Consider the following 23,641-nt stretch of genomic DNA (forward strand, 5'->3'; position numbering starts at 1 on the left):
GAGATCCTTCGAGGTGTCGAGCGGGCCGGGGTCACGGGCATGCTGCGCCTCCCGGCATCCAGACTTCGGTGTAGGTGGATTTGGCGGGCTGCCCGCCGCGCGCCGGCCAGGGCATGCTGGATTTGAGCGTGATCGTGCTCGTGGCGCCGTTGACGAGCTTGACCAGCGCCGAGCCGAGCATCGGCGTGTAGGGCATGCTCACCTCGGTGAGGACGTAGCGGACCCCGTTGGTGCGGAATCCGGTCGGCACGGTGAGGTCGGAGGCGGCGCCCGTGGCGCGGGGCGACGCGTTGGCGTTGGCGGTGCTGGAACAGACCCGGGGGATCAGGTTGAGGTTCGTGAGGTCGACCGCCATCGCGCTCACCACGATCTTCACGCCGCTGGCGTCGAACGGCTTCAGCACCAGGGTCGAGGTGGCGAGGATGTCGCGCATCAGCGACGCGTCGATGGGGTTCTGGGCGTCGCCCTGCGCAGTCAGGTCGGACACCGTCCGGGCGAGCTGCGTGACCTTCCGCCAGTTGTCGACCGCGTGGGCGTACTCCGAAAGGCCCACGAAGATCGCGAGTAGCACGGGCAGGATCAACGCGAACTCGATCGCGGAGACGCCGCCGGACGCGCGTGCGAACCGAGCGAAGGCCCGCTCGGACGCGCCTGAGCTATGAAGAGGGGAACACCGCACCATCCCGGCCCTCAGCATCCGGTCGAGGCGGTGGTCTGGTACGGCTCGGTGCGGAACACGGCCGTGGACTGCAACAGATGCGTCCCGTCGGCGAAGCTCATCTGGGCGAGGTCGAGCAGGCTGAAGAACACCGGCACCTTGACGGCCGCGGTGACGACGACGATCGATCCCGGCTTCGCGCAGGCGTAGCTCGTCCCGAAGCCGTTGTTCCAGGTCCTCGTGGTGGCGTTCATCGGCGTCGCGCTCGACCCGGCCGCGAACGAGCTCGCCAGCGACACGTCGATCTTCACGCTCGAGCAGTCGAACAACGTGAAGGCCCGGTTGGCGCCGGTTCCGCACATCGCGTCGTTGAGCTTCTGCAGCAGGACCGCCGCGCTGGTCGTCCCACTGTTGGCGATCTGGAACTGGCCGGTGAACAGGCCGCGCACCGCGTTCTGGACGGTGCGGTCGAAGTTCTGGCCGGCCCAGATCACGAACGCGATCTGGATGATCGCGCCGACCAGCGCGAGGAAGGGCAACGACACGAGGGCGAACTCGACCGCGGCGGCCCCCTCGGCGGCGGCGGCGAACGTGCGGATCGGTGACGGACAAAATGCGCGGACGAGGCGGCGAGGCATGACACCTGAGGCGGATGAGATACGTTATCCAGACGCTATCCACCCGAAGATCTAAACCAAAGTTGAATCGCCCTACCAACCCTAGATGACATCCTGCGGCGTCATCGCGACATGAGCACAACCCTCGGTCGCACGGAACACCCCCTCATCTAGGACAATAAGGCGATCGGCCGGGATAAAGACTTGCGGAGAGCGGCGCATCATGTCGGCCGGGAAAAAATGACTTTCCGCCGTTCGCGATCTGCTCGATCCGTGAGCGACGATGCTTTGGAACCCGGAACGAAAAAGGCCCCGGATGCGTGATCCGGGGCCTTCACAATATCAGGAGCAAGGTGCCGACGGCGCCCGGCGGGCGGGTGCTGCCTAGAACGGTATGTCGTCGTCGAGGTCGTAGTTGCCGCGCGAACCGCCGCCACCGCCCGCGGGCGCCGGGGGCTGACGCCGCTCGCTGCCGCCCTGGGAACGGCCGCCGCCATACTCGCCGCCGCCGCCGCCGCGGCTGACCTGGCCGCCGCCCTCGTCGTCGGCCGCCATCTCGCCACCGCCGCCGCGCCCGTCGAGAATCGTCATCTCGCCGCGGAAGCGCTGGAGCACCACCTCGGTGGTGTACTTCTCGACGCCGGAATTGTCGGTCCACTTCCGGGTCTGGAGCTGGCCCTCGATGTAGACCTTCGAGCCCTTGCGCAGGTACTGCTCGGCCACGCGGGCGAGGTTCTCGTTGTAGATCACGACCGAGTGCCACTCGGTCTTCTCCTTGCGCTCGCCCGACGCCTTGTCCTTCCACGACTCGGAGGTCGCGAGGCGCAGGTTGACCACCGGATCGCCGGAGCCGAGGCGGCGCGTCTCGGGATCGCGCCCGAGATTGCCCACCAGAATGACCTTGTTGACGCTGCCCGCCATCGCTCTCTCCTTCGCCGTCGGATCTCACAGGGCTCGGTCCGGCCGAACCCGCGGGTGCTCTTCATGAGCCTCGGGACGAGCCCGGGCAACCGGCGCAGCGGCGCTTGTCCCCATCACCCACACGCGGCGCCGGCCTCCTGTGTTCTATCTTTGTTCCGATTACGCGGCAAGCTGGTGCCGCATCGCGCGGCGCCGGCCGCGGGGTCCCGCTCAGGCGACGTGGACGATGAGCTTGCCGAAGTTGCGGCCCTTCAGCAGGCCGATGAAGGCCTCGGGCGCGTTCTCCAGGCCCTCGACCACGTCCTCGCGGTACTTCACCGATCCATCCGCGATCCAGTCGCCGACCTCCCGCTCGAAGGCGTCGATCTGGCTCGCGAAATCCCAGACGATGAAGCCCTGGATCCGCAGGCGCTTGGTCAGCACCGCGCGCATCAGCAGCGGCGACCGGTCGGGGCCGGGCGGCAGCTCGGTGGCGTTGTAGCCGGCGATCAGGCCGCAGACCGGCATGCGCGCGAAGTCGTTGAGCAGCGGCAGCACCGCCTCGAAGACCGCGCCGCCGACATTCTCGAAGTAGACGTCGATGCCCTTCGGGCAGGCGGCGGCCAGCGCGCCGGGGAGGTCGTCGGAGCGATGGTCGACCGCGGCGTCGAAGCCGAGCTCGCGCGTGAGGTAGGCGCACTTCTCGGGGCCGCCCGCGATGCCGACGGCGCGCGCGCCCTTGAGCTTGGCGATCTGCCCGACGAGCGACCCCACCGGCCCGGCGGCGGCGGCCACCACCACGGTCTCGCCGGGCTTCGGCTCGCCGATGTTGAGGAGCCCGGTATAGGCAGTCATGCCGGGCATGCCGAGGACGCCGAGCGCCGTCGTCGGCGGTGCGACCGCGGGATCGACCTTTCGCAGGCCCTTGCCGTCGGACACCGAGAACTCCTGCCATCCGCCGAAGGCCTGGACCAGGGTTCCGATGGGGAAGTCCGGGTGCTCGGAGCGCATCACCTCGCTCACCGTCCCGCCGGTCATCGGCTCGCCGATGCCGACCGGCTGCGCGTAGGATTTCGCCGCGCTCATCCGGCCGCGCATGTAGGGGTCAAGCGAGAGCCAGCGTGTGCGCAGCAGGATCTCGCCGGCGCGCGGCGTCGGGACGACGGCCTCCTCGAGGCGGAAGTTCTGCAAGGTCGGCTCGCCGTGCGGACGCGCGGCGAGGACGATGCGGCGGTTCTTGGCGGCCATGCCGGGTCTCCGTGAGGGTCGAGGATCGATCGGCCTATCATGTCGCAGCGGCGAGGCCCGATGTCACCGTCGCGCGCGTTCCGCGTTGCCCGATCGAACCGATCCCCAAAACACGAGAGCAACCGCATGCGCGTCGGATCCGGACTCGCCCTCGCCATCGCGTCGATCGCCCTCGCCGGCCAGGCCGCCGCGGCGCAGGATCCGCTGGCGCGCTATCGCCAGGCGTCGCGCGTGCTCGTCCTGTCCGCCCCGGATGCCGACGATCGCCGGCTCGCCGAGCAGCGCGCCGCCGTCGAGGCGGCGCGTGCCGGGTTCGGCGAGCGGGATCTCGTGGTGGTCGAGGCGGTGGGTGATGGGGAAAGCGCCGCGGCGATCCGGCGGCAGCTGCGCCTTCCGGCCGACGCGTTCCGCGCGGTGCTCGTCGGCAAGGACGGCGGCGCCAAGATCACGGCGGCGGAGCCGATCCCGGCACTGCCGCTGTTCTCGACGATCGACGCGATGCCGATGCGCCGGGACGAGATGCGCCGCCAGCGCTGAGCCGAAACAAAAAAGGGCCGCCCGCGGGCAGCCCTCTTTCTCGTTTCCGTCGTCGATCCGCTCAGTAGCAGCGCTCGACCAGCACGCGGCGATAGCCGTACGGCGTCCAGCGGACCCGGGGAACGGTCACGCACTCGCCACCGTAACCGTAACCGTAGCCGCCGTAGGCGGCCGGGGCGTAGCCATAGCCGTAGCCGTAACCCGGGTAGCCGTAGCCGCCGTATCCCCCGTAGAGGCCGCCAGCGGCGAGGCCGAGGCCGACACCGAGACCCAGGCCGCCGAGGCCGTACCCGTAGCCGCGGCCGTAACCGTAGCCCCGATATCCGCCGAAGCCGCCGCGATAGCCGCCGAACCCGCCCCGGAAGCCGGCGCCGCGGAACCCGCCGAAGCCACCGCCACGGAACCCGCCGAAGCCGCCGCCGTGAAAGCCACCGCCATGGAAGCCACCGCCGAAGCCGCGCGCCTCGGCCGACGCCGGCAGGTAAGCGAGCGCTCCGACCATCAACGTCGAAGCAAGAAGAAGACGCTTCATCAAACCATCTCCAGAAGAGTCGTGACCGTAACCCCCATCGTCCGAGAAACGCGCAGGCGCCGATTTCGGTTCAGGCTGCGACATTCGAAACCGCCTCCTCGCTGCGGCCATCGCGGCTGCTTGAAAAGCGTCGCATTCTAAGGTGAGGAGACGCGCCGCAGGCGTGCGAATGGCTCGGCTGCTTCGAGGCCTCACGATGATGTTACGTCCGACCCTAGCGGCGGCTCTCGCCTTCCTGGCCGTCTCGAGCGGCGGCGCGCGCGCGGAGACTGCCGTCCCCGAGGCCTGCCGGCCCGTCCAGGCGCAGGGCGACAGCTTCACCGTGTGCACCGTCGATCTCCGCCGCCAGCGCGTGCGGCTGTTCTGGCTCGGCGCCGACGGGCAGCCCTATTCGTCGCTCTCGGCGCTCGCCGAGAAGCAGGGCCCGCGCCTGAGCTTCGCGATGAACGCCGGCATGTACGACAAGGGCCAGGCCCCGGTCGGCCTCTACGTCGAGGACGGCCGCGAGATGAAGGGCGTCTCGACCGCCAACGGGCCGGGCAACTTCCACCTTAAGCCGAATGGCGTGTTCTATGTGAAGGGCGAGCGCGCCGGCGTGCTCGACACCGGGCACTACCTCAAGGCACGCCTGAGGCCCGACTTCGCGACGCAGTCCGGCCCGATGCTGGTGATCGACGGGCAGATCCACCCCAAGATCTCCGCCGACGGGCCGAGCCAGAAGATCCGCAACGGCGTCGGCGTCCGCGACGACGGGCGGGTGGCGGTGTTCGCGATCTCGGAGCATCCCGTCACCTTCGGCGCCTTCGCGCGCCTGTTCCGGGACGACCTCGGCTGCCGCAATGCGCTGTTCCTCGACGGCAGCGTGTCGAGCCTCTACGCGCCGGCGCTCAAGCGCAGCGACATCAGCCGCCCGCTCGGGCCAATGGTCGGGGCGGTCGCACGATAGGGACGGCCCGCCTCAGCGGCGGGTCGCATCCATGCGCAGGCCGTGCTCGGGCCGCAAGGTCACCCGGTGCAGCGGCGTCATCGGCGGATGGTCGGCCGGCATCCGGAACCGCACGGCGCGGACGATGTGGGCCAGCACGATCACCGCCTCCTGCAGCGAGAAGCTCTGACCGATGCAGACGCGCGGGCCCGCCCCGAACGGCAGGTAGGCGAAGCGCGGGATCGCGTCGCGGTTCGCACCGAGGAACCGCTCCGGCACGAAGGCGTCCGGATCGTCCCATAGGGTGCGGTGCCGGTGCAGCACGTAGGGCGCGACCAGCACCATCGACCCGCGCGGCACCTTGATGCGGCCGAGTCGATCGTCGCGGATCGCCTGGCGGCTGAGGAACGGCACCGGCGGGAACAGGCGCATCGCCTCCTCCATCACCGCCTTGGCGAAGGGCAGCGCCTCGATCGCGACGTCGCCGTCGCCCGCCGCGTCGACCTCGACCTCGAGGCGCTCGCGGGCGGCGTCGTCCTTCGCCAAGCAGTACAGCGCCCAGGTCAGGGCATTCGCCGTGGTCTCGTGCCCGGCGGCGATGAAGGTGACGATGTTGGCCTGAACCTCGAGGTCGGTGAGGCCCTTGCCGGTCTCGGGGTCCTGCGCCGCCAGCAACAGCGTCATCAGGTCCTGCGGCGCGCCGCCGGCCGCCAACAGCGCCTTGCGGCGGGCGATCAGCTCCTCGACCACCTCGGCGAAGTAGCGCCCCGCCGGCCGCGCCCGCAGCCTTCCGAGCCGGGGCACGAAATCGGGCACGCCGAACACGTCGAGCGGGTCGATCGGCCCGACGGCCTCGAGGAAGCGGGTGATCGCCCGCCCGAGCGCATCGGGATCGCCGGGCAGGCCCTGGGTGAAGATAGTCCGCTCCAGCACGTCCAGCGTCACGCGGGTCATCTCCAGCGCGACGTCGACCTGCGTGCCGTCGCGCCGGACCAGGCGGCGGGCGAGCTTGGCGCCGGACGCGTTCATCGCATCGGAAAAACCTTGCACGGTGCGCGCCGAGAAGATCGGCGCTAGCGTCCGCCGCTGCAGCTTCCAGGCGTCGCCCTCGGCGCTGAGCAGGCCGTTGCCGAGCCCGGGCGCCAGGACGCGGCGCTGGAGGTCGTCCTTGCGGTAGTTGCCGACGTTCTCGACGAGGAGGTAGCGAATCAGTGCCGGGTCGCTGACCACGGTGATGCGGCCCATGGCGCCGTCGCCGGCCACCACGGGGGCGGTGAAGTGATCCTCCATCCAGGTGGTGATCGGGTTCTTGCGCGCCGCCTTGAGGAACTCGAACAGGCCCATCGCCGTGCGGCGCGGCGCCGGCACCGGCGGCCGGAAGCGGGACGCCACCGGCGCATCCGTGTCGATCGCGATCGTCGCCGTCATTCGGGCGCCATCCTTGCTTGGCGCGACGGGGAACAGGCCGCCGCGTTTGTCGGGACACGGCCGGAAAAGCGCCTTCGCGATTTGCCGCCGCCTGTCGTAGGTAGGCACCGCACCGCACCGAACGTAGAGGCCACGATGTCGCCGCAGCCCGAGACCGCCACCCGCACGGAATCCGACACTTTCGGGCCGATCGAGGTTCCGGCGCACCGGTATTGGGGGGCGCAGACCCAGCGCTCGATCCAGAACTTCAAGATCGGCACCGAGCACATGCCGGCGCCGCTCGTCCACGCGCTGGGCCTCGTCAAGCAGTCGGCCGCCCTGGTGAACCAGGATCTCGGCGGCCTCGACCCGAAGGTGGCCGAGGCGATCGCGGCGTCGGCGGCCGAGGTGGTCGAGGGCCGGCACGACGACGAGTTCCCGCTGGTGGTGTGGCAGACCGGATCGGGCACCCAGTCCAACATGAACGCCAACGAGGTGATCGCCAGCCTCGCCAACGAGCGGCTCGGGGGCAAGCGCGGCGGCAAGTCGCCGGTCCACCCCAACGACCATTGCAACCGCGGCCAGTCCTCGAACGACGTCTTCCCGACGGCGATGCACATCGCGGTCTCGCGCGAGATCACCGAGCGCCTGATGCCGGCGCTGACGCACCTGCACACCGCGCTCGACGCGAAGGCGAAGGCCTTCGAATCGATCGTCAAGATCGGCCGCACCCACCTGCAGGACGCGACCCCGGTCTCGCTCGGCCAGGAATTCTCGGGCTACGCCGCGCAGGTCGCGCTCGGCGGCTCGCGCATCGCGGCGACGCTGCCCGGCGTGCTGGCGCTGGCGCAGGGCGGCACCGCCGTCGGCACCGGGCTGAACGCGCATCCGGAATTCGCCGAGCGCTTCGCCGCCAAGGTCTCGGAGCTGACCGGCCTGCCCTTCACCTCGGCCGCCAACAAGTTCGAGGCGCTGGCGACCCACGACGCGCTGGTGTTCACGCAGGGCGCGCTCTCGGCGCTCGCCGCCGGCCTGTTCAAGATCGCGCAGGACATCCGCCTGCTGGCATCCGGCCCGCGCTCCGGGTTGGGCGAGCTGTCGCTGCCGGAGAACGAGCCGGGCTCCTCGATCATGCCGGGCAAGGTCAACCCGACCCAGTGCGAGGCGCTGACGATGGTCTGCGCGCAGGTGATCGGCAACGGCACCACGGTGAGCTTCGCCGGCAGCCAGGGCAACTTCGAGCTCAACGTGTTCAAGCCGGTGATCGCCAACGCGGTGCTGCAGTCGATCCGCCTGCTCGCCGACGCGGCGGTGAGCTTCACCGACAACTGCGTCGTCGGGATCAAGGCCAACGAGGACAAGATCGCCGACCTGATGAGCCGCTCGCTGATGCTCGTGACCGCGCTCGCGCCCTCGATCGGCTACGACAAGGCCGCCGAGATCGCCAAGACGGCGCACAAGAACGGCACCACCCTGAAGCAGGAGGCCCTGCGCCTCGGCTACGTGACGGAAGCCGAGTTTGAGCGCGTGGTGCGGCCCGAGACCATGCTGGCCCCGAGCGCCGAGTAGGCCGAAGCCGAGACCGGGGAGATCGACGCGATGGCCGAGATCATCAACCTGCGCCAAGCCCGCAAGGCACGCCTGCGGGTCGAGAAGGACGAGAAGGCGGCCGACAACCGCATCGCCTTCGGCCGCCCGAAGAAGGGCCGGACCCTGCAGGAGCGCAAGACGGCGATCGAGGTCGCCCGCCACGAGGGCCACAAGCTGGTCGGGCCGGATTCGGAGACGTGAGCGAGGGTGCGCCGCCGCGCGACGTCCGTTTCCCTGGAGGGGGCCACGGCGTTCACCGATCTCGTCCGAACCAGGTGGATTGCTTCTGATACCGCTTCACTCCGTCATCCCGGGGCTGCGCAGCAGAGCCCGGGATGACGGGGAAGGTTGGGAAGGGAGGGAAGAGCCCGCGATGAGCATCACCAAGCGCTCGGTGATGATCGCCGGCCACCGCACCAGCGTGTCGCTGGAGGATCCGTTCTGGACCGCTCTAGGCGAGATCGCAGCAGCACGCGGCCAATCGGTGCAGGCGCTGATCGGGGCGATCGATGCCGGCCGCGACGGCCAGAACCTGTCCTCGGCGATCCGGGTCTTCGTGCTGGCGGCGTTTCGCGAGCGGGCGCCCTGACCGGTCGTCAGCGCCGGATGTCGCGAAGGCTAAGCGAGGCGGCCGGCACCACGCCGGAGGCGGTCGACGTCGTCGTGCTCACCCATTGCCACACCGACCACATCGGCGGGCTGATGCGCGACGGGCATCCGGCATTCCCGAACGCGCGCCTCGTCGTCGGCGCGACCGAGTACGAGTTCTGGGCGAAGCCCGAACGGCTCGCGGCGGCGCCATCGAGCAACGAGCACGCCTCGGCGCTGGTGTTCCGCACCCACCTCATGCCGCTCGCCGCAAGGACGCGCTTAGTGAAGGATGGCGACGAGGTCGTGCCGGGCATCCATGCGCTCGCGGCCTACGGGCATACGCCCGGCCACCTTGCCTTCCACGTCGAGAGCGAAGGGCGGCGGATGCTGATCTGGGGCGATTGCGCCCACCACGAGGTCGCCTCGCTCGCCGAGCCCGGCTGGCACGCCCTGTTCGACATGGACAAGGCCGCGGGCGCCGCGACGCGCCGGCGGATCTACGACATGGCGACCACCGACGACCTCGTCGTCGCCGGCTACCACACCTCGTTCCCCTCGCTCGGCTACGTCGGGCGCAGCGGCACCGGCTATCGCTGGATCCCGGTCACCTATCAGCTCGAACGCTGAGGTTCGTCACTCCGCCGCCTGCAGCGCCGGCTCGGCCGATCGCCCGATCGCGGCCGGCCGCGGTCCGCCGGTCGCCCAATCCAGCAACTCCACCGTGTGGACGATCGGGATCGCGGTGCCCTTCCCGATCTGGGTGGCGCAGCCGATGTTGCCGGTGGCGATCACGTCGGGGCGCATGCGCTCGATGTTGGCGACCTTGCGCGCCCGCAGCTTGCCTGCCAGCTCCGGCTGCAGGATGTTGTAGGTGCCGGCCGAGCCGCAGCAGATGTGCCCCTCGGGCACGTCCTTCACGGTGAAGCCCGCCCGCTTCAGCAAGGCCTTCGGCTCGGTGGGGATACCCTGGCCGTGCTGCATCGAGCAGGCGGAATGGTAGGCGACGACGAGGTCGCTCTCGATCACCGGCGCGATGCCGAGCGTGGCGACGAACTCAGTGACATCCTTGGCCAGCGCCGAGACCCGCGCCGCCTTGTCGGCATAGGCCGGGTCGTCGCGGAACATGAATCCGTAATCCTTGATCGTCGTGCCGCAGCCGGACGCCGTGACGAGGATCGCGTCGAGCCCGGCGCCGTCGGCCTCCGCGATCCAGGCGTCGATGGTGCGCTTGGCCTGGGCGTGCGAATCGCCCGTCCTGCCCATGTGGTGGGTGAGCGCGCCGCAGCAGCCCTCCCCGTCCGCATGCACCACCTCGACGCCGTGCCGGGTCAGCAGGCGGATCGCGGCCGCGTTGAAATCGGGGCGGAGCACGCTCTGGGCGCAGCCGCGCAGCAGCGCCACGCGCTTCCTCTCGGCCCGGGCGCCGACGGCCGGGAAGGTCGCGGGCCGGTTCGTCGGCTCGCGGCGCGGCAGCGCGGCGGGCGCGAGGTCGAGCATCGCGGCGAGGCGGTTGCCGACCCGCGGCAGGCGCGCGACCAGCGGCTTGAACGGCGCGCCGAGCTTGGCCGCCCACAGGGCCAGCCGGAACCGGCCGGGATGGGGCAGCACGAAGGCCAGGATCGCCCGGAGCGCGCGGTCGTCGAGCCGCCGGGAGAACGTCTCCTCGATATGGCTGCGGGCGTGGTCGACGAGGTGCATGTAGTGCACGCCCGACGGGCAGGTCGTCATGCAGGACAGGCACGACAGGCAGCGGTCGACGTGCTTGACCACCTCGGCGCTCGCCGCCTTGCCGCCCTCGAGCATGTCCTTGATCAGGTAGATCCGCCCGCGCGGGGAATCCAGCTCGTCGCCGAGCAGCAGGTAGGTCGGGCAGGTCGCCGTGCAGAACCCGCAATGCACGCAGGTGCGCAGGATCTTCTCGGAGGTCGCCATCGCCGGGTCGGCGAGCTGGGCGAGGGAGAAATTGGTTTGCATGGCGCGTTCTGGATGCGTCCTGTCTCAGGCCGATCGCGTCGGCCCCGTCGTTCGATCGTCTGTGCCACCGTTTCGCGCCGGGCACGATGCGGCGGACGGCCCGCACGAGGTCGGGCCCCCGCGCGGAAGCGCTAAACCCCCGCGTACATCCGCCCGGGGTTGAAAATTCCCGCAGGATCGTGCGCCGCCTTGATCCCCTGCGTCACCCGCATCAGCGGCTCGGACAGCGGCTGGAACACCGGCACCGCGGCGCGCACCGCGTCGGGCGCGCGGATCAGCGTGGCGTGGCCGCGGTGCTCGGCGAGCGCGCCGCGGATCGCCGCGGCCCCGGCATCGCCCGCGCTCGGCACGGCGAGCCAGACCAGGCCGCCGCCCCAGTCGTAGAACCAGCGGGCCGGCATCGTGCGGCCGATCGCGGCGGCGAGCGCCGGCCCGCGCGTCGGAGCGGTCGAGAGGCGCCACACGGCATCCGCCGAGCCGGCGAACGGCGTCGCGTCGCGGATCGCCGTCCACAGGGCGGCTCCGGGCTCGCCATCCAGGATTTCGGCGGCGCCGAAACGCTTCAGGAGCTTGCGCAGCTCGCCGATGCGGTAGTCGAGGGAGTCGGAGAAGCCTTCGAGGCGCATCAGCGTGCGGGGGTCCTCGCCGTCGATCCCCGCGGGGAGGTGCGCCGCGCCGGTGAGCTCGAACGGCGAGCCCAGCGCGGCGGCGAGCGCGGCGACGGCGCGGGCGTCGTCGAGCCCCGAGAAGGCCAGCGTCGCGACGCGTTCCTGCACCGGCAGCACCTTGAAGGTGACCTCGGTCAGCAGCCCGAGGGTGCCCCAGGAGCCGGCCATCAGCTTCACGAGGTCGAGGCCGGTGACGTTCTTCATCACCCGGCCGCCGGACTTGATCGCCTGCCCGCGGCCGTTGACGAAGCGCACGCCGATCAGGCTGTCGCGGGCGGCCCCGGCGTTGATGCGGCGCGGACCGGAATTGTTGGCCGCCGCGACCGCGCCGAAGCTCGGCGCGCCGGCGCTGCCCATCAGGACCCGGGCGTCCATCGGCTCGAACGGCAGCATCTGGCCGCGCGCGGCGAGCAGCGCCTGGACCTCGGAGAGCGGCGTGCCGGCGCGCGCCGCGATCACCATCTCGGCCGGCTCGTACAGGGTGATCCCGGAGAGCGCCCGCGCCGACAGGGTCGCCTCGTCCTGCGCCGGCCGGCCGATCCCGGCCATGGTGTCACCGCCCACGAGGCGCAGGCGCTCGGACCGGCCGGCGGCCGCACCGACGATCTCGGCCGCCTCGCCCTCGTCGCGGGGCTCGTAGAATGGCATCGTTTCCTGCCCGGTCGCGTGTTTTCGGCGGATGCCTTCTGCGCGGCATCCTTGTGGCCGCGATCATGCGGGATCGCGGCCGCCTTGCAAAGTGGAACCGCTCTACTCTGCGGCCAGGGGATGGGCGGAACGGACGCGCCCGGCCACCTGGCTGCGCAGGCCGGCGATGTCGAAGATCCACACCACGGCCGCGTAGAGGCCGGCGCCGAGCGGCACGGCGAGACCGAGCGCGAGCGGCGGATCGAGATGGCGCAACGGCGTGAGCGCCAGGGCCATGGCGCCGCAGGCCGCGCTCGCAGACAGGATCTCGCTCCAGGGCAGCACGAGCCGGTCGCGTCCGGTCAGGGCCCGCACGGCCAGCCAGGCGAAGGCTGCGCCGAGCGCCAGCGTCTGGGCCAGCGCCACGCCGGCGCCGCCGAGCAGCGGCGGCAGGACGAGCAGGCCGAGCCCGTTGACGGCGAGCCCGGCCGCCGCGGCCGCGATCACCGGCAGGGTGCGGCGACGAATCTGGAACACCGGGTTGATCGCGAAGAACATCATCGCGAGGCAGAACAGGCCCGGGATCAGCAGCAGCGCGTAGAGGGCGAACGGCCCGCGATAGGCCTCCGGCACCACGAGCGCCTCGAGCGCCGGCAGCACCGCCCAGAACCCGACGGCGCAGGGCAGCAGCAGCGCGAAGACCGTGGCGGCGTTGGCGGCGACCTGACGTTCGGCCGCCGCACGTCCGTGCAGCTCCTCGACGCGGACCGCGAGCTGGAACAGCAGCAGGTCGAGCGCCGTGCCGAGCATGGTCAGGCTGCGTGCGGTCACGTCGGCGGCGAGGGCGAAGTAGCCGGCTTCGGCGAATCCCGCCTGCGCCGCGATGGTGCCGCGGTTGAGGAACGGCAGGAGCTGGTAGACGGCGTTGGCCGCGATCAGCGGCAGTCCGTAGCGCAGGAACAGCGTCCAGGTCTCGCGCCGGCGATGATGCTCCACCGTCGTCACCGGGTCGCGCAGCGGGTGGCGCAGGATCAGCACCGCGAGGAGCTGGCTCAGCCCGGCGGCGGCCAGCACCCAGGCCGGCTGGCGCAGATACCAGGCGGCCGCCGCCATCATCGCGAAGGCCAGCACGTTCTTCACCGCGACGAGGCCGAAGTAGAGCTTGCCGTCGAAGCGGGCGCGGGCGAGCGCGGCATGGTAGTCGAACACGCCGATGCCGAGCGCCGCCAGCATCGCGCCGGACAGGATCGCGGCGTGGCCGTCGGGACCGTCGCCGAGACCGAGGCCGCCGGCGATGGCCGCGGCGGACAACAGCAGCGCCGCGAGGATGGCGTAGGCCCGGTCGAGGCCGTGGCGGATCCACGGCTCGTCGAGGCGCACGCGCACGGAATAGAACCGCGTCGCCGACAGGCGCAGCCATTCGAACAGCACGGTGGTGATCACCAGGGTGCCCGCGGTGGCCAGTGCAAACCGTCCGAAATCGGCCGGCCCGAGCAGCTTGGCGATGAGCAGGCCGAGGACGAAGTTCAGCCCAGCATTCAGGACGAAAGCGGCGATCACGGCCATGGACGAGCCTTCGGGGACGAACGAGCCTTCGGGGACGAACCGGCACGGGCGAGCGCGGCCTGCGGCCTCGATCTAGCGCCGCGCCGGTAAGATTCCCTGAATCCGGCACGACGAGGGCGCGCCGGAACGGTTTGGCGCCGAAGGCCGTTTCCGCGTCCGGTCCAAACCTTCCCCGGAGTCCCCGTCAGATGCGCATCCTCGTTCCCGCCGCCGCAATCCTCGCCCTCGCGGGCGTTCAGGCCGCCACCGCCCAGACCACCGTGATCGAGCGCGGCGCGCCGGACACCGTCGTCGTCGACCGGCCGGCGACCGAGAGCAAGACGGTCGAGACCCGCGAGAGCAGCGACGGCTGCTCCACGAAGACGGTCACGTCGACCAACGACGAGGGCGACCGCAAGACGGTGCGCAAGGAGCGCTGCGACTGATCTTTCGGCGTCAGCCGCTCCGGCGCTGCCGGGGCGGCACCTGCGCCGTTCCCGGCGCGTCGTCGACGAGCGGGCGCTCGTAGCGCCACGCCTCCATCCCATCCTCGTAATAATCCTCGCGCACGTCGAAGCGGGTGTAGCCGCGCCGCTCGTACAAGCGCAGGCCGGCGCCGTTGTCGGCGCGGACCTCGAGGCGCAGGCGGGTGCAGCCGTGGCGGCGGGCCTCGTCCTCCACCGCCTGCATCAGCCGCCCGCCGAGGCCGAGACCCGAACGGGACGACGACACCGCGATCGACGAGAGCCGCGCGTTGCGGCTGTTGCGGCGGCGCTCGAGCGTCGCCGCGCCGATGAGGACGTTGGTCCCGTCCTCCTCCTCCAGCAAGGCGACCAGCACGCTCATCGAGAGCGAGCGGATCGCGTGGCGGATCGCACGCCGCTCGGCGCGGTCGGTCGAGAAGGTCGCGTTCTCCAGGGCGACCAGGGCATCGAGATCGTCGAGGCGAGCGAGGCGGATCTTCAGCTCGCCGTCGGCTTGCGGGCTCACGCGGTCCCCCGGGGCCGAATCGTCCGCCGTCTCACCCCGACCATGATGACCGCCGCTCACCGCCCGCCGCACGCGCAGCACGACGCCCGGATGCCGCGGACCGGCAGGGCGTCGCCACCGTCGACCGGCGTCAGATGCCCCCTCTTCGCGCGCTTGGGAAGCCCGGCCACGGCCGAGCGCTGCGTTTTGGCAACAGCTGCCCGCTCTGCACAGGGAATCCCACCGCGTGGCGGCGATTTCTCCTTGTGATGGCGCGGCGGCGTCCGTATATCCGCCCTGCCCAATTTCGCACGTGCCTGTGGCCGCGTGTCGGTTGGTGGGCATCCGGCCAACTGCCGGACAGCCGCCAGGGGTCTTAAAGGATCGATGGTCGACAGGGTGGATCCCCTCCGGCCGGCATCCAGGTGGCAACACCGGACCCCGACAACAACCGGCAGCCGGAGGCGAAACCGGCGAACCCCGCTCTCCACGGGGGACGCAGCTTAAAGCAACGACGAACGGGCTTTTTTGGTCTCGTCGGCCCTCCAAAGGCCGGCACCGAAGAGGCTTGTTTCTCCTTGCCCGGCGTGCGGATGGGAAAACCCCGTCCAATCCACGGCAGCCTCCGGGTGCTCTTCGCGCCCGCACGGATCGTCGCGTCTCCACAGCGCGCGGGTCCGCGCGACGCATCGGCCCCAGACGCCGGCGGTCCCCCTGGACCGTCACATCTTCGACGGCGCGCTCCCCCGTGGGCGGCCCCGCGAACCTGTGGGTTGGAACCGACATGACCGATCGCATCCGCGACTTCCTGCGCGTCCGCCGCGACCTCGGCCGCGACGAGGGCCCCGTGATGGTGCTCGACCTCGACGTGGTCCGGGACAACTACACCGCGTTCGCCCGCGCGCTGCCCGACACCCGCGTGTTCTACGCGGTGAAGGCCAACCCGGCCCCCGAGGTGCTGCGCCTCTTGGCCGACATGGGCTCGTGCTTCGACACCGCGTCGGTCGCCGAGATCGAGATGGCGCTCGCGGCCGGCGCCACCGCCGAGCGGATCTCCTTCGGCAACACCATCAAGAAGGAGCGCTGCATCGGCCGCGCGCTCCGTCTCGGCATCCGCCTGTTCGCGGTCGATTGCGAGGCCGAGGTCGAGAAGATCGTCCGCGCCGCCGCCGCCGCCGGGGTCGAGGCCGGGGCGGTGCAGGTGTTCTGCCGCATCCTGTGCGACGGAGCCGGCGCCGACTGGCCGCTGTCGCGCAAGTTCGGCTGCGAGCCGGAGATGGCGGTCGACGTGCTGGATCACGCCCATCGTCAGGGCCTCTCGGCCTACGGCGTCTCGTTCCACGTCGGCTCGCAGCAGGGCAACACCGAGGCCTGGGACGGAGCGCTCGCCTCCGCCTCGACCATCTTCCGCGAGTGCGCGCTCCGCGGCATCGGCCTGTCGATGGTCAACCTCGGCGGCGGCTTCCCCACGAAGTACCTCAAGCAGGTGCCGGGCGTGGAATCCTACGGCGACGCGATCTTCCGCGCGCTCACCAAGCACTTCGGCAACCGGCTGCCCGAGACGATCATCGAGCCGGGCCGCGGCATGGTCGGCAACGCTGGCCTGATCGAGGCCGAGGTCGTGCTGATCTCGAAGAAGTCGGCCGCGGAGGACGAGGTGCGCTGGGTCTACCTCGACATCGGCAAGTTCGGGGGGCTGGCCGAGACCATGGACGAGTCGATCCGCTATCCCGTCCGCACTGCGCATGACGGCGACCGGATGGCGCCGTGCGTGCTGGCCGGCCCGACCTGCGACTCGATGGACGTGCTCTACGAGCGCGATCACTACCCGCTGCCGGTCTCCCTCTCCATCGGCGACAAGGTGCTGATCGAGGGCACCGGCGCCTACACCACGACCTACGCCGCGGTCGCCTTCAACGGTTTCCCGCCGCTGCAACAGATCGTGATCTGACCCGATCCGCACCTTCGGCGGCCGCGGGTCGTTACGGCATCTGAACCCAGACCGCGCATCCCGATCGGCCGGCTCTCATCCGGTCGCCGGCGGGGATGCGCGGATCCTCGAGCGTCACGCCATGACGGGGCGGTTACGGTCATGATCCAGATCCGGGCGGAGCATCATCTCGACGTCGCGGCGCGCGAGCGCCTGCTCGACGCCTGCTTCGGCGCGAACCGCCGCGCGAAGACTTCGGAGCGCCTGCGGGAAGGCCGCCTGCCCGCCCGCGGCCTCGCCTTCTCGGCGACCCGCCACGGGCGCCTGATCGGGACGCTGCGGCTCTGGACCGTCGAGGCCGGCGCCCGGCCGGCCCTGCTTCTCGGGCCGCTCGCCGTCGACCCGGCGCTGCAGCGACAGGGCCTCGGCCGGGTCATGATGCATGCCGCCCTCGGACGCGCCGAATCCCTCGGGCACGGCGCCGTGCTGCTCGTGGGCGATGCGCCCTACTACGACCGCTTCGGCTTCTCGGGGGCGCTGGCGGCCGACCTCATGCTGCCCGGCCCGTTCGCGCGCGAACGCTTCCTCGGCCTCGAATTGCGGGCGGGCGCGCTCACCGGCGCCGAAGGATTGGTGCGGGCGTCGGGCGTCCTCGATGCCCCGGCGGATCTCGGCACGGCGGGCGCGGCGGACGGCCGACGACGCGCCGCCTGAGCGCGACCGGGCCGGCCGGGGCGGCACGGCCGCGTACCCGGGTGGCGCGACGGAAGCGTAGCCGAACGGCTCAGCGGCCGTCTGGCTCGATCGCCGGCAGCTCGTTCGGACCGAGGCTTCCGCCGGCCGCGGCCTGCGGGCCGGCGACGCCGCGGGCGCGATTGGCCAGGGCCACGGTCAGCTTCTCGGCAGCATCCGGCTGCATCACGGCCAGCACCTCCGCCATCTTGCGCGGATTCATCGCCAGCACCAGCGATACCAGGACGTCCTGGCCGAGACGGTCGAAGACCCGGGCGGCCTCCTTCGGCTTCATCGTCTCGTACATCGTCACGAGGTTCTTCAGGCCGGCCTTCTCGGCCTCGGCCTTGGCCTTGCCGGATGTGTCGACCTTGTCCTCGGCCTGCTTGAGGTCGCCGAGCCCGGTCTCGAGCTTGCGCTCGGCCTCGCCGAGCATCTTCTCGCGCAGCTCCAGCTCGTCGCTCTTCTGCTTGAGCGCGTCGCGCCGGGCGCCGAGCTTCTCCAGCAGGGCGCGCTCGCTCGGCGAGACCGGCTCGGGCATCGGCGGCTGAGCCTGGGGCGGCGGCTCGGGCTTCTTGGCATCCGCCTTCGTCTCGTCCTTCGGCGTCACCGATCCGGTGGTGGCGGGGTCGGCCAGCTCGTAGCCGGCGCGGGCCTTGGCGAGCACCTGGGCGAGGGCCGGCAATTCGGTGCCGACCTGCGGCGTCTCGACCGACATCGCGATGAGCTTCAGCACCAGCAGCCCGGCGGCGGCGAGCGTGACCGCATCGATCATCCGCAGGCGCAACGGACGGATCGCGCGCATGCGCGCGCGCGCCAGGGCGGTCAGGGCCTTCGCGTTGTTGGCGCCCCGGACGACCTTGGCCGCGCGCGCGCCCTCGGCGGCCGCGAGCGCGGTCCGGGCGGGATCGGTCCGGGCGGGAGGCCCCGCACTCATGCGGCGCGGCTCCGCACCCTGTGGAGGGCGCGCTCGGTCATCGCGAGGGCGGCGGCGGCGGCGGCGCCGAGGCGCTCGCCGTTCGGGCCGTCGGAGGCCGGGGTCTCGCTCGCGACGCGCATCGTCGGGCGCTGCACGGCCGGCTCGGGCGCGACGGGCCGAGGCGCGGCGCCGCGCATCTGCGTGACGATCGCCCCGATGCGCGCGATCACGCCCTCGCCGGCCTCGACCTGCGCGGCGATGTCGGCGGCGTAGCGCTCGGCGGTGCCGAGGCGTTCCGCCAGCGTGCGGTCGCACTCGTCCAGCGTGCTGCGCAGGCCGGCGATGGCGCGCTCGGCGGTCGAGGTCGCGACCATCAGGTCGCCGATGGTCTGGCGCAGGGCGGCCTCGTCGCCCTTCAGCTGCGCGATGCGGCGCGACAGCTTGATCGACGACACGATGGTGGCCACGAGCAGGACGGCGACGAGGCCGTCTGCGGCGAGCGTGACGAAGAGGCTCATGACCGAAAATCCATCGCTCAGGTGTCGCTTCGGTTGTTCATTGAGGCCTCGTAGGCCTGGAGCGTGGTGCGCGAGCGCCGCAGCGGCCGCGTCACCTGCACGGCGATGCTGTCGTCGACGCGCCCGATCCGCCCCTGCGTCAGCGCCCACTCGCCGCAGCGGACCGTGATGAGGTCGCTCGGCTTGGCGTCGAACATCAGCGTGTCGCCGACCTTCAGCGCCATGACGCGCTTCAGCGGCAGCGTCATCTCGTGGAGCACCGCCTCCATCGTCATGTCCGCCTGCCAGATCTCGGTGGCGAGGTGCCCTTCCCAGACGTGGTCGCGGCCGAGCTTCTCGCCCATGAAGCTCTGCATGAGCAGTTCACGGATCGGCTCGATGGTGGCGTAGGGGAACAGGATCTGCAGCAGGCCGCCGCGCCCGTCCATGTCGAGGCGGAGCGAGATCAGGATCGCCGCGTTGGCCGGCCGGGTGATGGTGGCGAAGCGCGGGTTGGTCTCGATCCGGTCGATCGCGAACCGCACCGGCGACAGCGGCTGGAACGACAGCTCGAGGTCGCCGAGGATGATCTCGACCAGGCGCCGGACCAGCTGCATCTCGATGGTGGTGAAGGGACGCCCGTCGAGGCGGCTCGACGAGCCGCCGCGCTTGCCCCCGAGCAGCAGGTCGAGCGTCGAGTAGGCGAGGTTCGACTCGACCGTGACCAGCCCGGAATTCTCCCAGGCGTCGGCCTTGAACACCCCGAGCAGGGTCGGCAGCGGGATGGCGTTGAGGTAGTCGCCGAAGCGGACCGAGGTGATGTTGTCGAGGGTGACCTCGACGTTGTCCTGGAAGAAGTTGCGCAGCGAGGTCGACAGCAACCGGATCATCCGGTCGAAGACGATCTCCAGCATCGGCAGGCGTTCGTACTGGACGACGCCCGAATCGACGATGGCGCGGACGCCGCCGGCGCCCGAGGCTGACAGCTCGCGCAGCGAGAAGCCGACGACGTCGTCGATCTCGTCCTGGCTGAGGATGCGGTCGTTGCCGGCGAGCTCGGGAAGGTTGTCGCTCTCCCCGTCCTCGATCATCGTCGCCCACTCGGCGGCGACGTCGCTGGCGTTGCGGGTGGTGCCCTGCTCCGCGAGCGCGGCGCCCCACTCGTCGGCGAGCGACGCGTCCCCGCCCTCGGCGCCCTGCTCGATCAGGGCTGCCGACCAGTCGTCCTCCACGTTCGGGTCGTCGGGTTCCATGAGGGGCTCGGTTGCAGAGGGGCGCGGTCGGGCTCGGGTTTGCGGCCGGTCGCTACTGGACGATCACGTCCTTGAAGAGCACCGCCTCGACACGGGCGGGATAGACCGCGACGTTGACCCGCTTCAGCAGCTCCTCGCGGAGGCGATACAGGCCGAGCGATCCGGAGAGGTCGCTGCCGCGCAGGTCGCGCATGTAGATCTGCAGCGCGTCCTCGACCCGCGGCATCAGCGGCTTCACCTCGCTCTCGACCTTCGCGTCCTTGAGCTCGAGGGCGATGCGGACCTTGGCGAACTTGGCCTTTTCGACGCCGGCCTCGGGGCTGAGGTTCATCACCATCTCCCGGACGTCGAGGAAGATGGACGGCTTCTTCACCTCCGCGACCTCGGCGGCGTGCTCGGCCTCGGCCTCGGCGGCGGCACGCTTCTTCAGCATGAACGCGCCCCCTCCCCCGCCGAGGAGGAGCACGGCGGCCGCGACGATGATGATGAGCTTCTTCTTGCTCTTCGGGGCTGCGGCTTCGCCGCCGGCACCCTCGGCGGCATCCGCTTTCTTGGGCTTCTTGGCCATGAGCGGTGGTCCGCGATCCGTCGGGTGAGCATCCGGGCCCACGCCTATCGGGTGCGGGCCCCTTCGAGGCTCCGGTATCGGCCGGCAGGGTTAACACGCCGTTAAGTCGGCACAATCTGCCGGGTCGGCTTTGCCGCCGGACCGATCCGGTCGTTTCGGCCGACCCGCGATTGCCCCGCCAAGCCGTTGACTTGAAACACGAAAATCGGTTTTCGCACTCTGGCACGAGGGATGCGGATATCCCCTCGCCGCCACCGCGGCACGACGGATCGAGTCCACGATGCAGAATGCCCTCCTCGTCGGCGTGTCGAGCCAAATGGCGCTTCAGCGCGAGCTCGACGTCATCGCCAACAACATGGCCAACGTCTCGACCACAGGCTTCAAGGGCCGTTCGACGCGCTTCCAGGAATACCTGATGCCGACGGCGAGCGCAGACACCTTCGCCGGCTCGGATCGCCGCCTCTCCTACGTGATCGACCAGGGCACCGCGCTCGACCTCGGCCAGGGCGCGATCGAGCCCGACGGCAACCCGACCCACGTGGCGATCCAGGGCGAGGCGTTCTTCTCGGTGCAGACGCCGCAGGGCGTGCGCTTCACCCGCAACGGCGCCTTCGAGGTGAACGCGCAGGGCACCCTCGTCACCAGCGACGGCTACGCGGTGCAGGGCGAGGGCGGCCCGATCACCGTCAACCCGCAGGAGACCGGGCTCTCGATCGGCCCCGACGGCACGGTCTCCACCAATCTCGGCGTGCGCGGGAAGGTGCGGCTCGTGACCTTCGCCAACCCGCAGACCCTGACCAATGCCGGCGCCAACCTCTACGAATCGAGCGCGCAGCCGCAGCCCGCGGGGATCAGGGGGCGCCTCGAATCGGGTGCGCTGGAGAAGTCCAACGTGCGCCCGGTGCTCGAGATGACCCGGCTGATGGACGTGAACCGGACCTACGCCATGGTCTCCAGCGTGATCACGCGGCTCGACGATCTGCGGGGCACGGCGATCCGCCGCCTCGCCGACGTCGCCTGAGCGGGAGCTAGACGATGCGCGCGCTCTACGCCGCCGCCACCGGCATGGCGGCCCAGGAACTCAACGTCCAGGTCATCTCGAACAACATCGCCAACCTTCGCACCACCGGCTACAAGCGCCAGCAGCCGCATTTCCAGGATCTGCTCTACCAGAACCTGCGCCGCGCCGGCGCCTCGACCTCGGACCAGAACACGCAGCTTCCGGCCGGCCTCGCCATCGGATCGGGCGTGAAGACCGTCTCGACCGCCCGCATCATGTCGCAGGGCACGCTGACCTCGACGGAGAAGGATTACGACGTCGCGATCCGCGGCGAGGGCTTCTTCCGCGTGACGATGCCGGACGGGCGCACCGCCTACAGCCGCGACGGCTCCTTCGACCTGTCGGCGCAGGGGCAGCTCGTCACCCGGGACGGCTACCTCGTCGATCCCGGCATCACCGTGCCGAACACCGCCACCGCCGTCACCATCAGCGCCACCGGCGCGGTGCAGGCGACGCTGCCCGGGCAGACCGCACCGCAATCGCTCGGCCAGTTCCAGCTCGCCCGCTTCGTCAACAAGACCGGCCTCGAATCGATCGGCGACAACCTGTTCATCGAGACCGCGGCCTCGGGTCCGGCGGTCAGCGGGCTGCCCGGCGGCGAGGGCTTCGGCAACCTCCAGCAATCGTACCTGGAAGAGGCGAACGTGAACGCCGTCACCGAGATCTCGTCGCTGATCGCCGCGCAGCGCGCCTACGAGATGAACTCGAAGGTCGTCACCGCCGCCGACCAGATGCTCTCCACCACCTCGCAGATGTTCCGCAGCTAGCGCCGCCCGGAGCCCGACGGTCATGTTCCATTCCCCCGCCTACGACGAACCGCGCCAGGAGGCCGAGCTGCGGCCGATCACGCGTTCCGCCGGCCTGCGCACCGCCCCGCTCGGCGTCGCGGTGCTGCTGCGCGCGGCCTTCGCTTTCCTCGCGCTGGCCGTTCTCGGCGCCTACACGCTGCCGGCGTTCGCCGACGAGGCGATGCGCCTGCGCGGCGACGTCACCGCGCGCGGCGACGTGCTCACCCTCGAGGATCTCGTCGAAGGCGCGCCGAGCTCGGCGGCCAAGCGCCCGCTGTTCCGGGCGCCCGCGCTCGGCGCCACCGGCACGATCCAGGCCCGCCGCATCCTCGAGGCGGTCGCCGCCCTCAACCTTGGCGCCGTCGAGACGGGCGGCCGGCTCCAGGTCGCGGTGCAGCGCGCCGCGCGCCGGGTCGGGGCCCAGGAGATCGAGGCGGCGCTGCGCCGCGCGCTCGAGACCGCTTACGGGGTCGACGCGAAATCGGTGAGCGTGCGCCTCGACGGGGACGGGCCGATGCTGCTGGCACCGGTCGATCTCGACGGCCAGGTCGTCGCCCTCGATCTCAACTACGATCCGCGCTCGCGCCGCGTCGGCGGGTTGATGACGCTCGGCGAGCGCCAGGCCTCGCTGCGGGTCTCCGGCGTGGTGATCGAGATGCGCGACGTCGCCATCGTCAACCGCACCCTCAACCGCGGCGAGCCGGTCACCGCCGTCGACCTGACGATCGAGCGCCGCCCGCGGGAGGGCTCGCCGCCGGACGCGCTGGCCTCGGGCGCGACGCTGGTCGGCGAGGTCGCGCAGCGCACGCTGAGCCAGGGCGCGATCCTCCGCACCGGCGATACCGCCCCGCCGGAACTCGTCGCCCGCGGCGAGGCGGTGACCATCGTCTACGAATCCCCCGGCATCAGCTTGGCGATGCGCGGCCAGGCCACCGATGCCGGACGGCTGGGCGCGACGGTCAACGTCGTCAACATCGCCTCGAAGAAGGTTCTCCAGGCGATCGTGATCGGCCCGGGCCGCGTCTCGGTCGGCCCGGCCCCGCCGCAGCGGCAGGCGAGCGCCGAGCCGCCGACCACGCTTCGCTGACCGCACCCATCAAGATCAG

General features: G+C 70.9%; 25 protein-coding genes and 1 pseudogene. 12 read left to right on the forward strand and 14 right to left on the reverse strand.

Features of this window, described 5'->3' with window-relative positions:
* Positions 1-31 precede the first annotated feature (31 nt).
* The 4 genes from MKK60_RS12555 to MKK60_RS12570 form a co-directional block, all read right to left on the reverse strand.
* A complete protein-coding gene (locus MKK60_RS12555; protein ID WP_409567338.1) occupies positions 32-697 on the reverse strand; it encodes a TadE/TadG family type IV pilus assembly protein in 666 nt (221 codons plus the stop codon).
* A complete protein-coding gene (locus MKK60_RS12560; protein WP_243986188.1) occupies positions 691-1,296 on the reverse strand; it encodes a TadE/TadG family type IV pilus assembly protein in 606 nt (201 codons plus the stop codon). The genes MKK60_RS12555 and MKK60_RS12560 overlap by 7 nt, the downstream gene beginning before the upstream one ends.
* A 363-nt stretch (positions 1,297-1,659) precedes the next feature.
* Entirely contained in the window at positions 1,660-2,196 is a 537-nt protein-coding gene (ssb, locus tag MKK60_RS12565) for a single-stranded DNA-binding protein (protein WP_243934693.1), read from the reverse strand.
* A gap of 210 nt (positions 2,197-2,406) precedes the next feature.
* Positions 2,407-3,423: an NADP-dependent oxidoreductase gene (locus tag MKK60_RS12570; RefSeq protein WP_243986189.1), complete on the reverse strand. Its 1,017-nt coding sequence runs from the start codon at positions 3,421-3,423 to the stop codon at positions 2,407-2,409.
* 126 nt (positions 3,424-3,549) lie between these two features.
* Between MKK60_RS12570 and MKK60_RS12575 the strand changes: the two genes are divergently transcribed.
* On the forward strand, positions 3,550-3,960 hold the full coding sequence (locus MKK60_RS12575) for a DUF4174 domain-containing protein (RefSeq protein ID WP_243986190.1): 411 nt from the start codon (positions 3,550-3,552) through the stop codon (positions 3,958-3,960).
* 61 nt (positions 3,961-4,021) lie between these two features.
* Here MKK60_RS12575 and MKK60_RS12580 read toward each other — a convergent pair whose 3' ends face one another.
* Positions 4,022-4,492 carry a hypothetical protein gene (locus tag MKK60_RS12580; RefSeq protein WP_147727334.1) on the reverse strand — a complete coding sequence of 157 codons (471 nt, stop codon included), beginning with the start codon at positions 4,490-4,492 and terminating at the stop codon, positions 4,022-4,024.
* Between the two features lie 196 nt (positions 4,493-4,688).
* On the opposite strand from MKK60_RS12580, the gene MKK60_RS12585 reads away from it, so the two are divergent.
* The gene (locus MKK60_RS12585) at positions 4,689-5,438 is read left to right on the forward strand and encodes a phosphodiester glycosidase family protein (RefSeq protein WP_147727335.1); all 750 of its coding nucleotides are present in this window, start codon (positions 4,689-4,691) and stop codon (positions 5,436-5,438) included.
* A 12-nt stretch (positions 5,439-5,450) separates the two neighbouring features.
* On the opposite strand, the gene MKK60_RS12590 is transcribed toward MKK60_RS12585, so the two are convergent.
* The gene (locus tag MKK60_RS12590) at positions 5,451-6,845 is read right to left on the reverse strand and encodes a cytochrome P450 (protein ID WP_243986191.1); all 1,395 of its coding nucleotides are present in this window, start codon (positions 6,843-6,845) and stop codon (positions 5,451-5,453) included.
* A gap of 135 nt (positions 6,846-6,980) precedes the next feature.
* Here MKK60_RS12590 and fumC point away from each other — a divergent pair, with 135 nt between their 5' ends.
* The 4 genes and pseudogenes from fumC to MKK60_RS12610 form a co-directional block, all read left to right on the forward strand.
* A complete protein-coding gene (fumC, locus tag MKK60_RS12595; protein ID WP_243986192.1) occupies positions 6,981-8,393 on the forward strand; it encodes a class II fumarate hydratase in 1,413 nt (470 codons plus the stop codon).
* A 30-nt stretch (positions 8,394-8,423) separates the two neighbouring features.
* Positions 8,424-8,615 (forward strand): DUF4169 family protein, encoded by a 192-nt coding sequence (locus MKK60_RS12600; RefSeq protein ID WP_243986193.1) that lies wholly within the window; start codon positions 8,424-8,426, stop codon positions 8,613-8,615.
* A 172-nt stretch (positions 8,616-8,787) separates the two neighbouring features.
* Entirely contained in the window at positions 8,788-9,003 is a 216-nt protein-coding gene (locus MKK60_RS12605; protein ID WP_147727339.1) for a ribbon-helix-helix domain-containing protein, read from the forward strand.
* 2 nt (positions 9,004-9,005) lie between these two features.
* Positions 9,006-9,632: pseudogene (locus MKK60_RS12610) on the forward strand (MBL fold metallo-hydrolase); the annotation flags it as partial.
* 6 nt (positions 9,633-9,638) lie between these two features.
* Here MKK60_RS12610 and glcF read toward each other — a convergent pair.
* From glcF to MKK60_RS12625, 3 genes are all read right to left on the reverse strand, one after another.
* A complete protein-coding gene (gene glcF, locus MKK60_RS12615) occupies positions 9,639-10,979 on the reverse strand; it encodes a glycolate oxidase subunit GlcF (protein ID WP_243986195.1) in 1,341 nt (446 codons plus the stop codon).
* A gap of 131 nt (positions 10,980-11,110) precedes the next feature.
* A complete protein-coding gene (locus MKK60_RS12620) occupies positions 11,111-12,295 on the reverse strand; it encodes an FAD-binding protein (protein WP_243986197.1) in 1,185 nt (394 codons plus the stop codon).
* A 102-nt stretch (positions 12,296-12,397) separates the two neighbouring features.
* The gene (locus MKK60_RS12625; protein WP_243935445.1) at positions 12,398-13,840 is read right to left on the reverse strand and encodes a lipopolysaccharide biosynthesis protein; all 1,443 of its coding nucleotides are present in this window, start codon (positions 13,838-13,840) and stop codon (positions 12,398-12,400) included.
* A 188-nt stretch (positions 13,841-14,028) separates the two neighbouring features.
* Between MKK60_RS12625 and MKK60_RS12630 the strand changes: the two genes are divergently transcribed.
* Complete coding sequence (locus MKK60_RS12630) at positions 14,029-14,265, forward strand: hypothetical protein (RefSeq protein WP_147728402.1); 237 nt, start codon at positions 14,029-14,031, stop codon at positions 14,263-14,265.
* 10 nt (positions 14,266-14,275) lie between these two features.
* Here the strand turns inward: MKK60_RS12630 and MKK60_RS12635 are convergent, their stop codons facing one another.
* A complete protein-coding gene (locus MKK60_RS12635; protein WP_243986199.1) occupies positions 14,276-14,809 on the reverse strand; it encodes a GNAT family N-acetyltransferase in 534 nt (177 codons plus the stop codon).
* Positions 14,810-15,572: 763 nt separating this feature from the next.
* Between MKK60_RS12635 and MKK60_RS12640 the strand changes: the two genes are divergently transcribed.
* The gene (locus MKK60_RS12640) at positions 15,573-16,739 is read left to right on the forward strand and encodes a type III PLP-dependent enzyme (RefSeq protein ID WP_243986201.1); all 1,167 of its coding nucleotides are present in this window, start codon (positions 15,573-15,575) and stop codon (positions 16,737-16,739) included.
* 141 nt (positions 16,740-16,880) lie between these two features.
* Positions 16,881-17,432: a GNAT family N-acetyltransferase gene (locus MKK60_RS12645; protein WP_243986203.1), complete on the forward strand. Its 552-nt coding sequence runs from the start codon at positions 16,881-16,883 to the stop codon at positions 17,430-17,432.
* A gap of 70 nt (positions 17,433-17,502) precedes the next feature.
* On the opposite strand, the gene MKK60_RS12650 is transcribed toward MKK60_RS12645, so the two are convergent.
* From MKK60_RS12650 to fliL, 4 genes are all read right to left on the reverse strand, one after another.
* Positions 17,503-18,255 carry a MotE family protein gene (locus tag MKK60_RS12650; RefSeq protein ID WP_243986334.1) on the reverse strand — a complete coding sequence of 251 codons (753 nt, stop codon included), beginning with the start codon at positions 18,253-18,255 and terminating at the stop codon, positions 17,503-17,505.
* A gap of 128 nt (positions 18,256-18,383) precedes the next feature.
* Positions 18,384-18,887, reverse strand: coding sequence for a DUF6468 domain-containing protein (locus MKK60_RS12655; protein ID WP_243986205.1), 504 nt, complete (start codon positions 18,885-18,887; stop codon positions 18,384-18,386).
* A 17-nt stretch (positions 18,888-18,904) separates the two neighbouring features.
* Entirely contained in the window at positions 18,905-20,119 is a 1,215-nt protein-coding gene (gene fliM, locus MKK60_RS12660) for a flagellar motor switch protein FliM (protein WP_147728048.1), read from the reverse strand.
* A 52-nt stretch (positions 20,120-20,171) separates the two neighbouring features.
* Positions 20,172-20,687 (reverse strand): flagellar basal body-associated protein FliL, encoded by a 516-nt coding sequence (fliL, locus tag MKK60_RS12665; protein ID WP_147728049.1) that lies wholly within the window; start codon positions 20,685-20,687, stop codon positions 20,172-20,174.
* Positions 20,688-20,967: 280 nt separating this feature from the next.
* On the opposite strand from fliL, the gene flgF reads away from it, so the two are divergent.
* From flgF to flgA, 3 genes are read left to right on the forward strand one after another with little or no spacing between them, the layout of a single operon-like run.
* Positions 20,968-21,708 carry a flagellar basal-body rod protein FlgF gene (flgF, locus tag MKK60_RS12670; protein WP_147841770.1) on the forward strand — a complete coding sequence of 247 codons (741 nt, stop codon included), beginning with the start codon at positions 20,968-20,970 and terminating at the stop codon, positions 21,706-21,708.
* 14 nt (positions 21,709-21,722) lie between these two features.
* Positions 21,723-22,514, forward strand: coding sequence for a flagellar basal-body rod protein FlgG (gene flgG / locus MKK60_RS12675; protein WP_147728051.1), 792 nt, complete (start codon positions 21,723-21,725; stop codon positions 22,512-22,514).
* A gap of 22 nt (positions 22,515-22,536) precedes the next feature.
* Positions 22,537-23,622, forward strand: a complete 1,086-nt coding sequence (gene flgA / locus MKK60_RS12680) for a flagellar basal body P-ring formation chaperone FlgA (protein ID WP_243986210.1) — start codon at positions 22,537-22,539, stop codon at positions 23,620-23,622.
* Positions 23,623-23,641: the final 19 nt, after the last annotated feature.

This window comes from Methylobacterium sp. J-092, assembly GCF_022829325.1.
Lineage (GTDB): Bacteria > Pseudomonadota > Alphaproteobacteria > Rhizobiales > Beijerinckiaceae > Methylobacterium.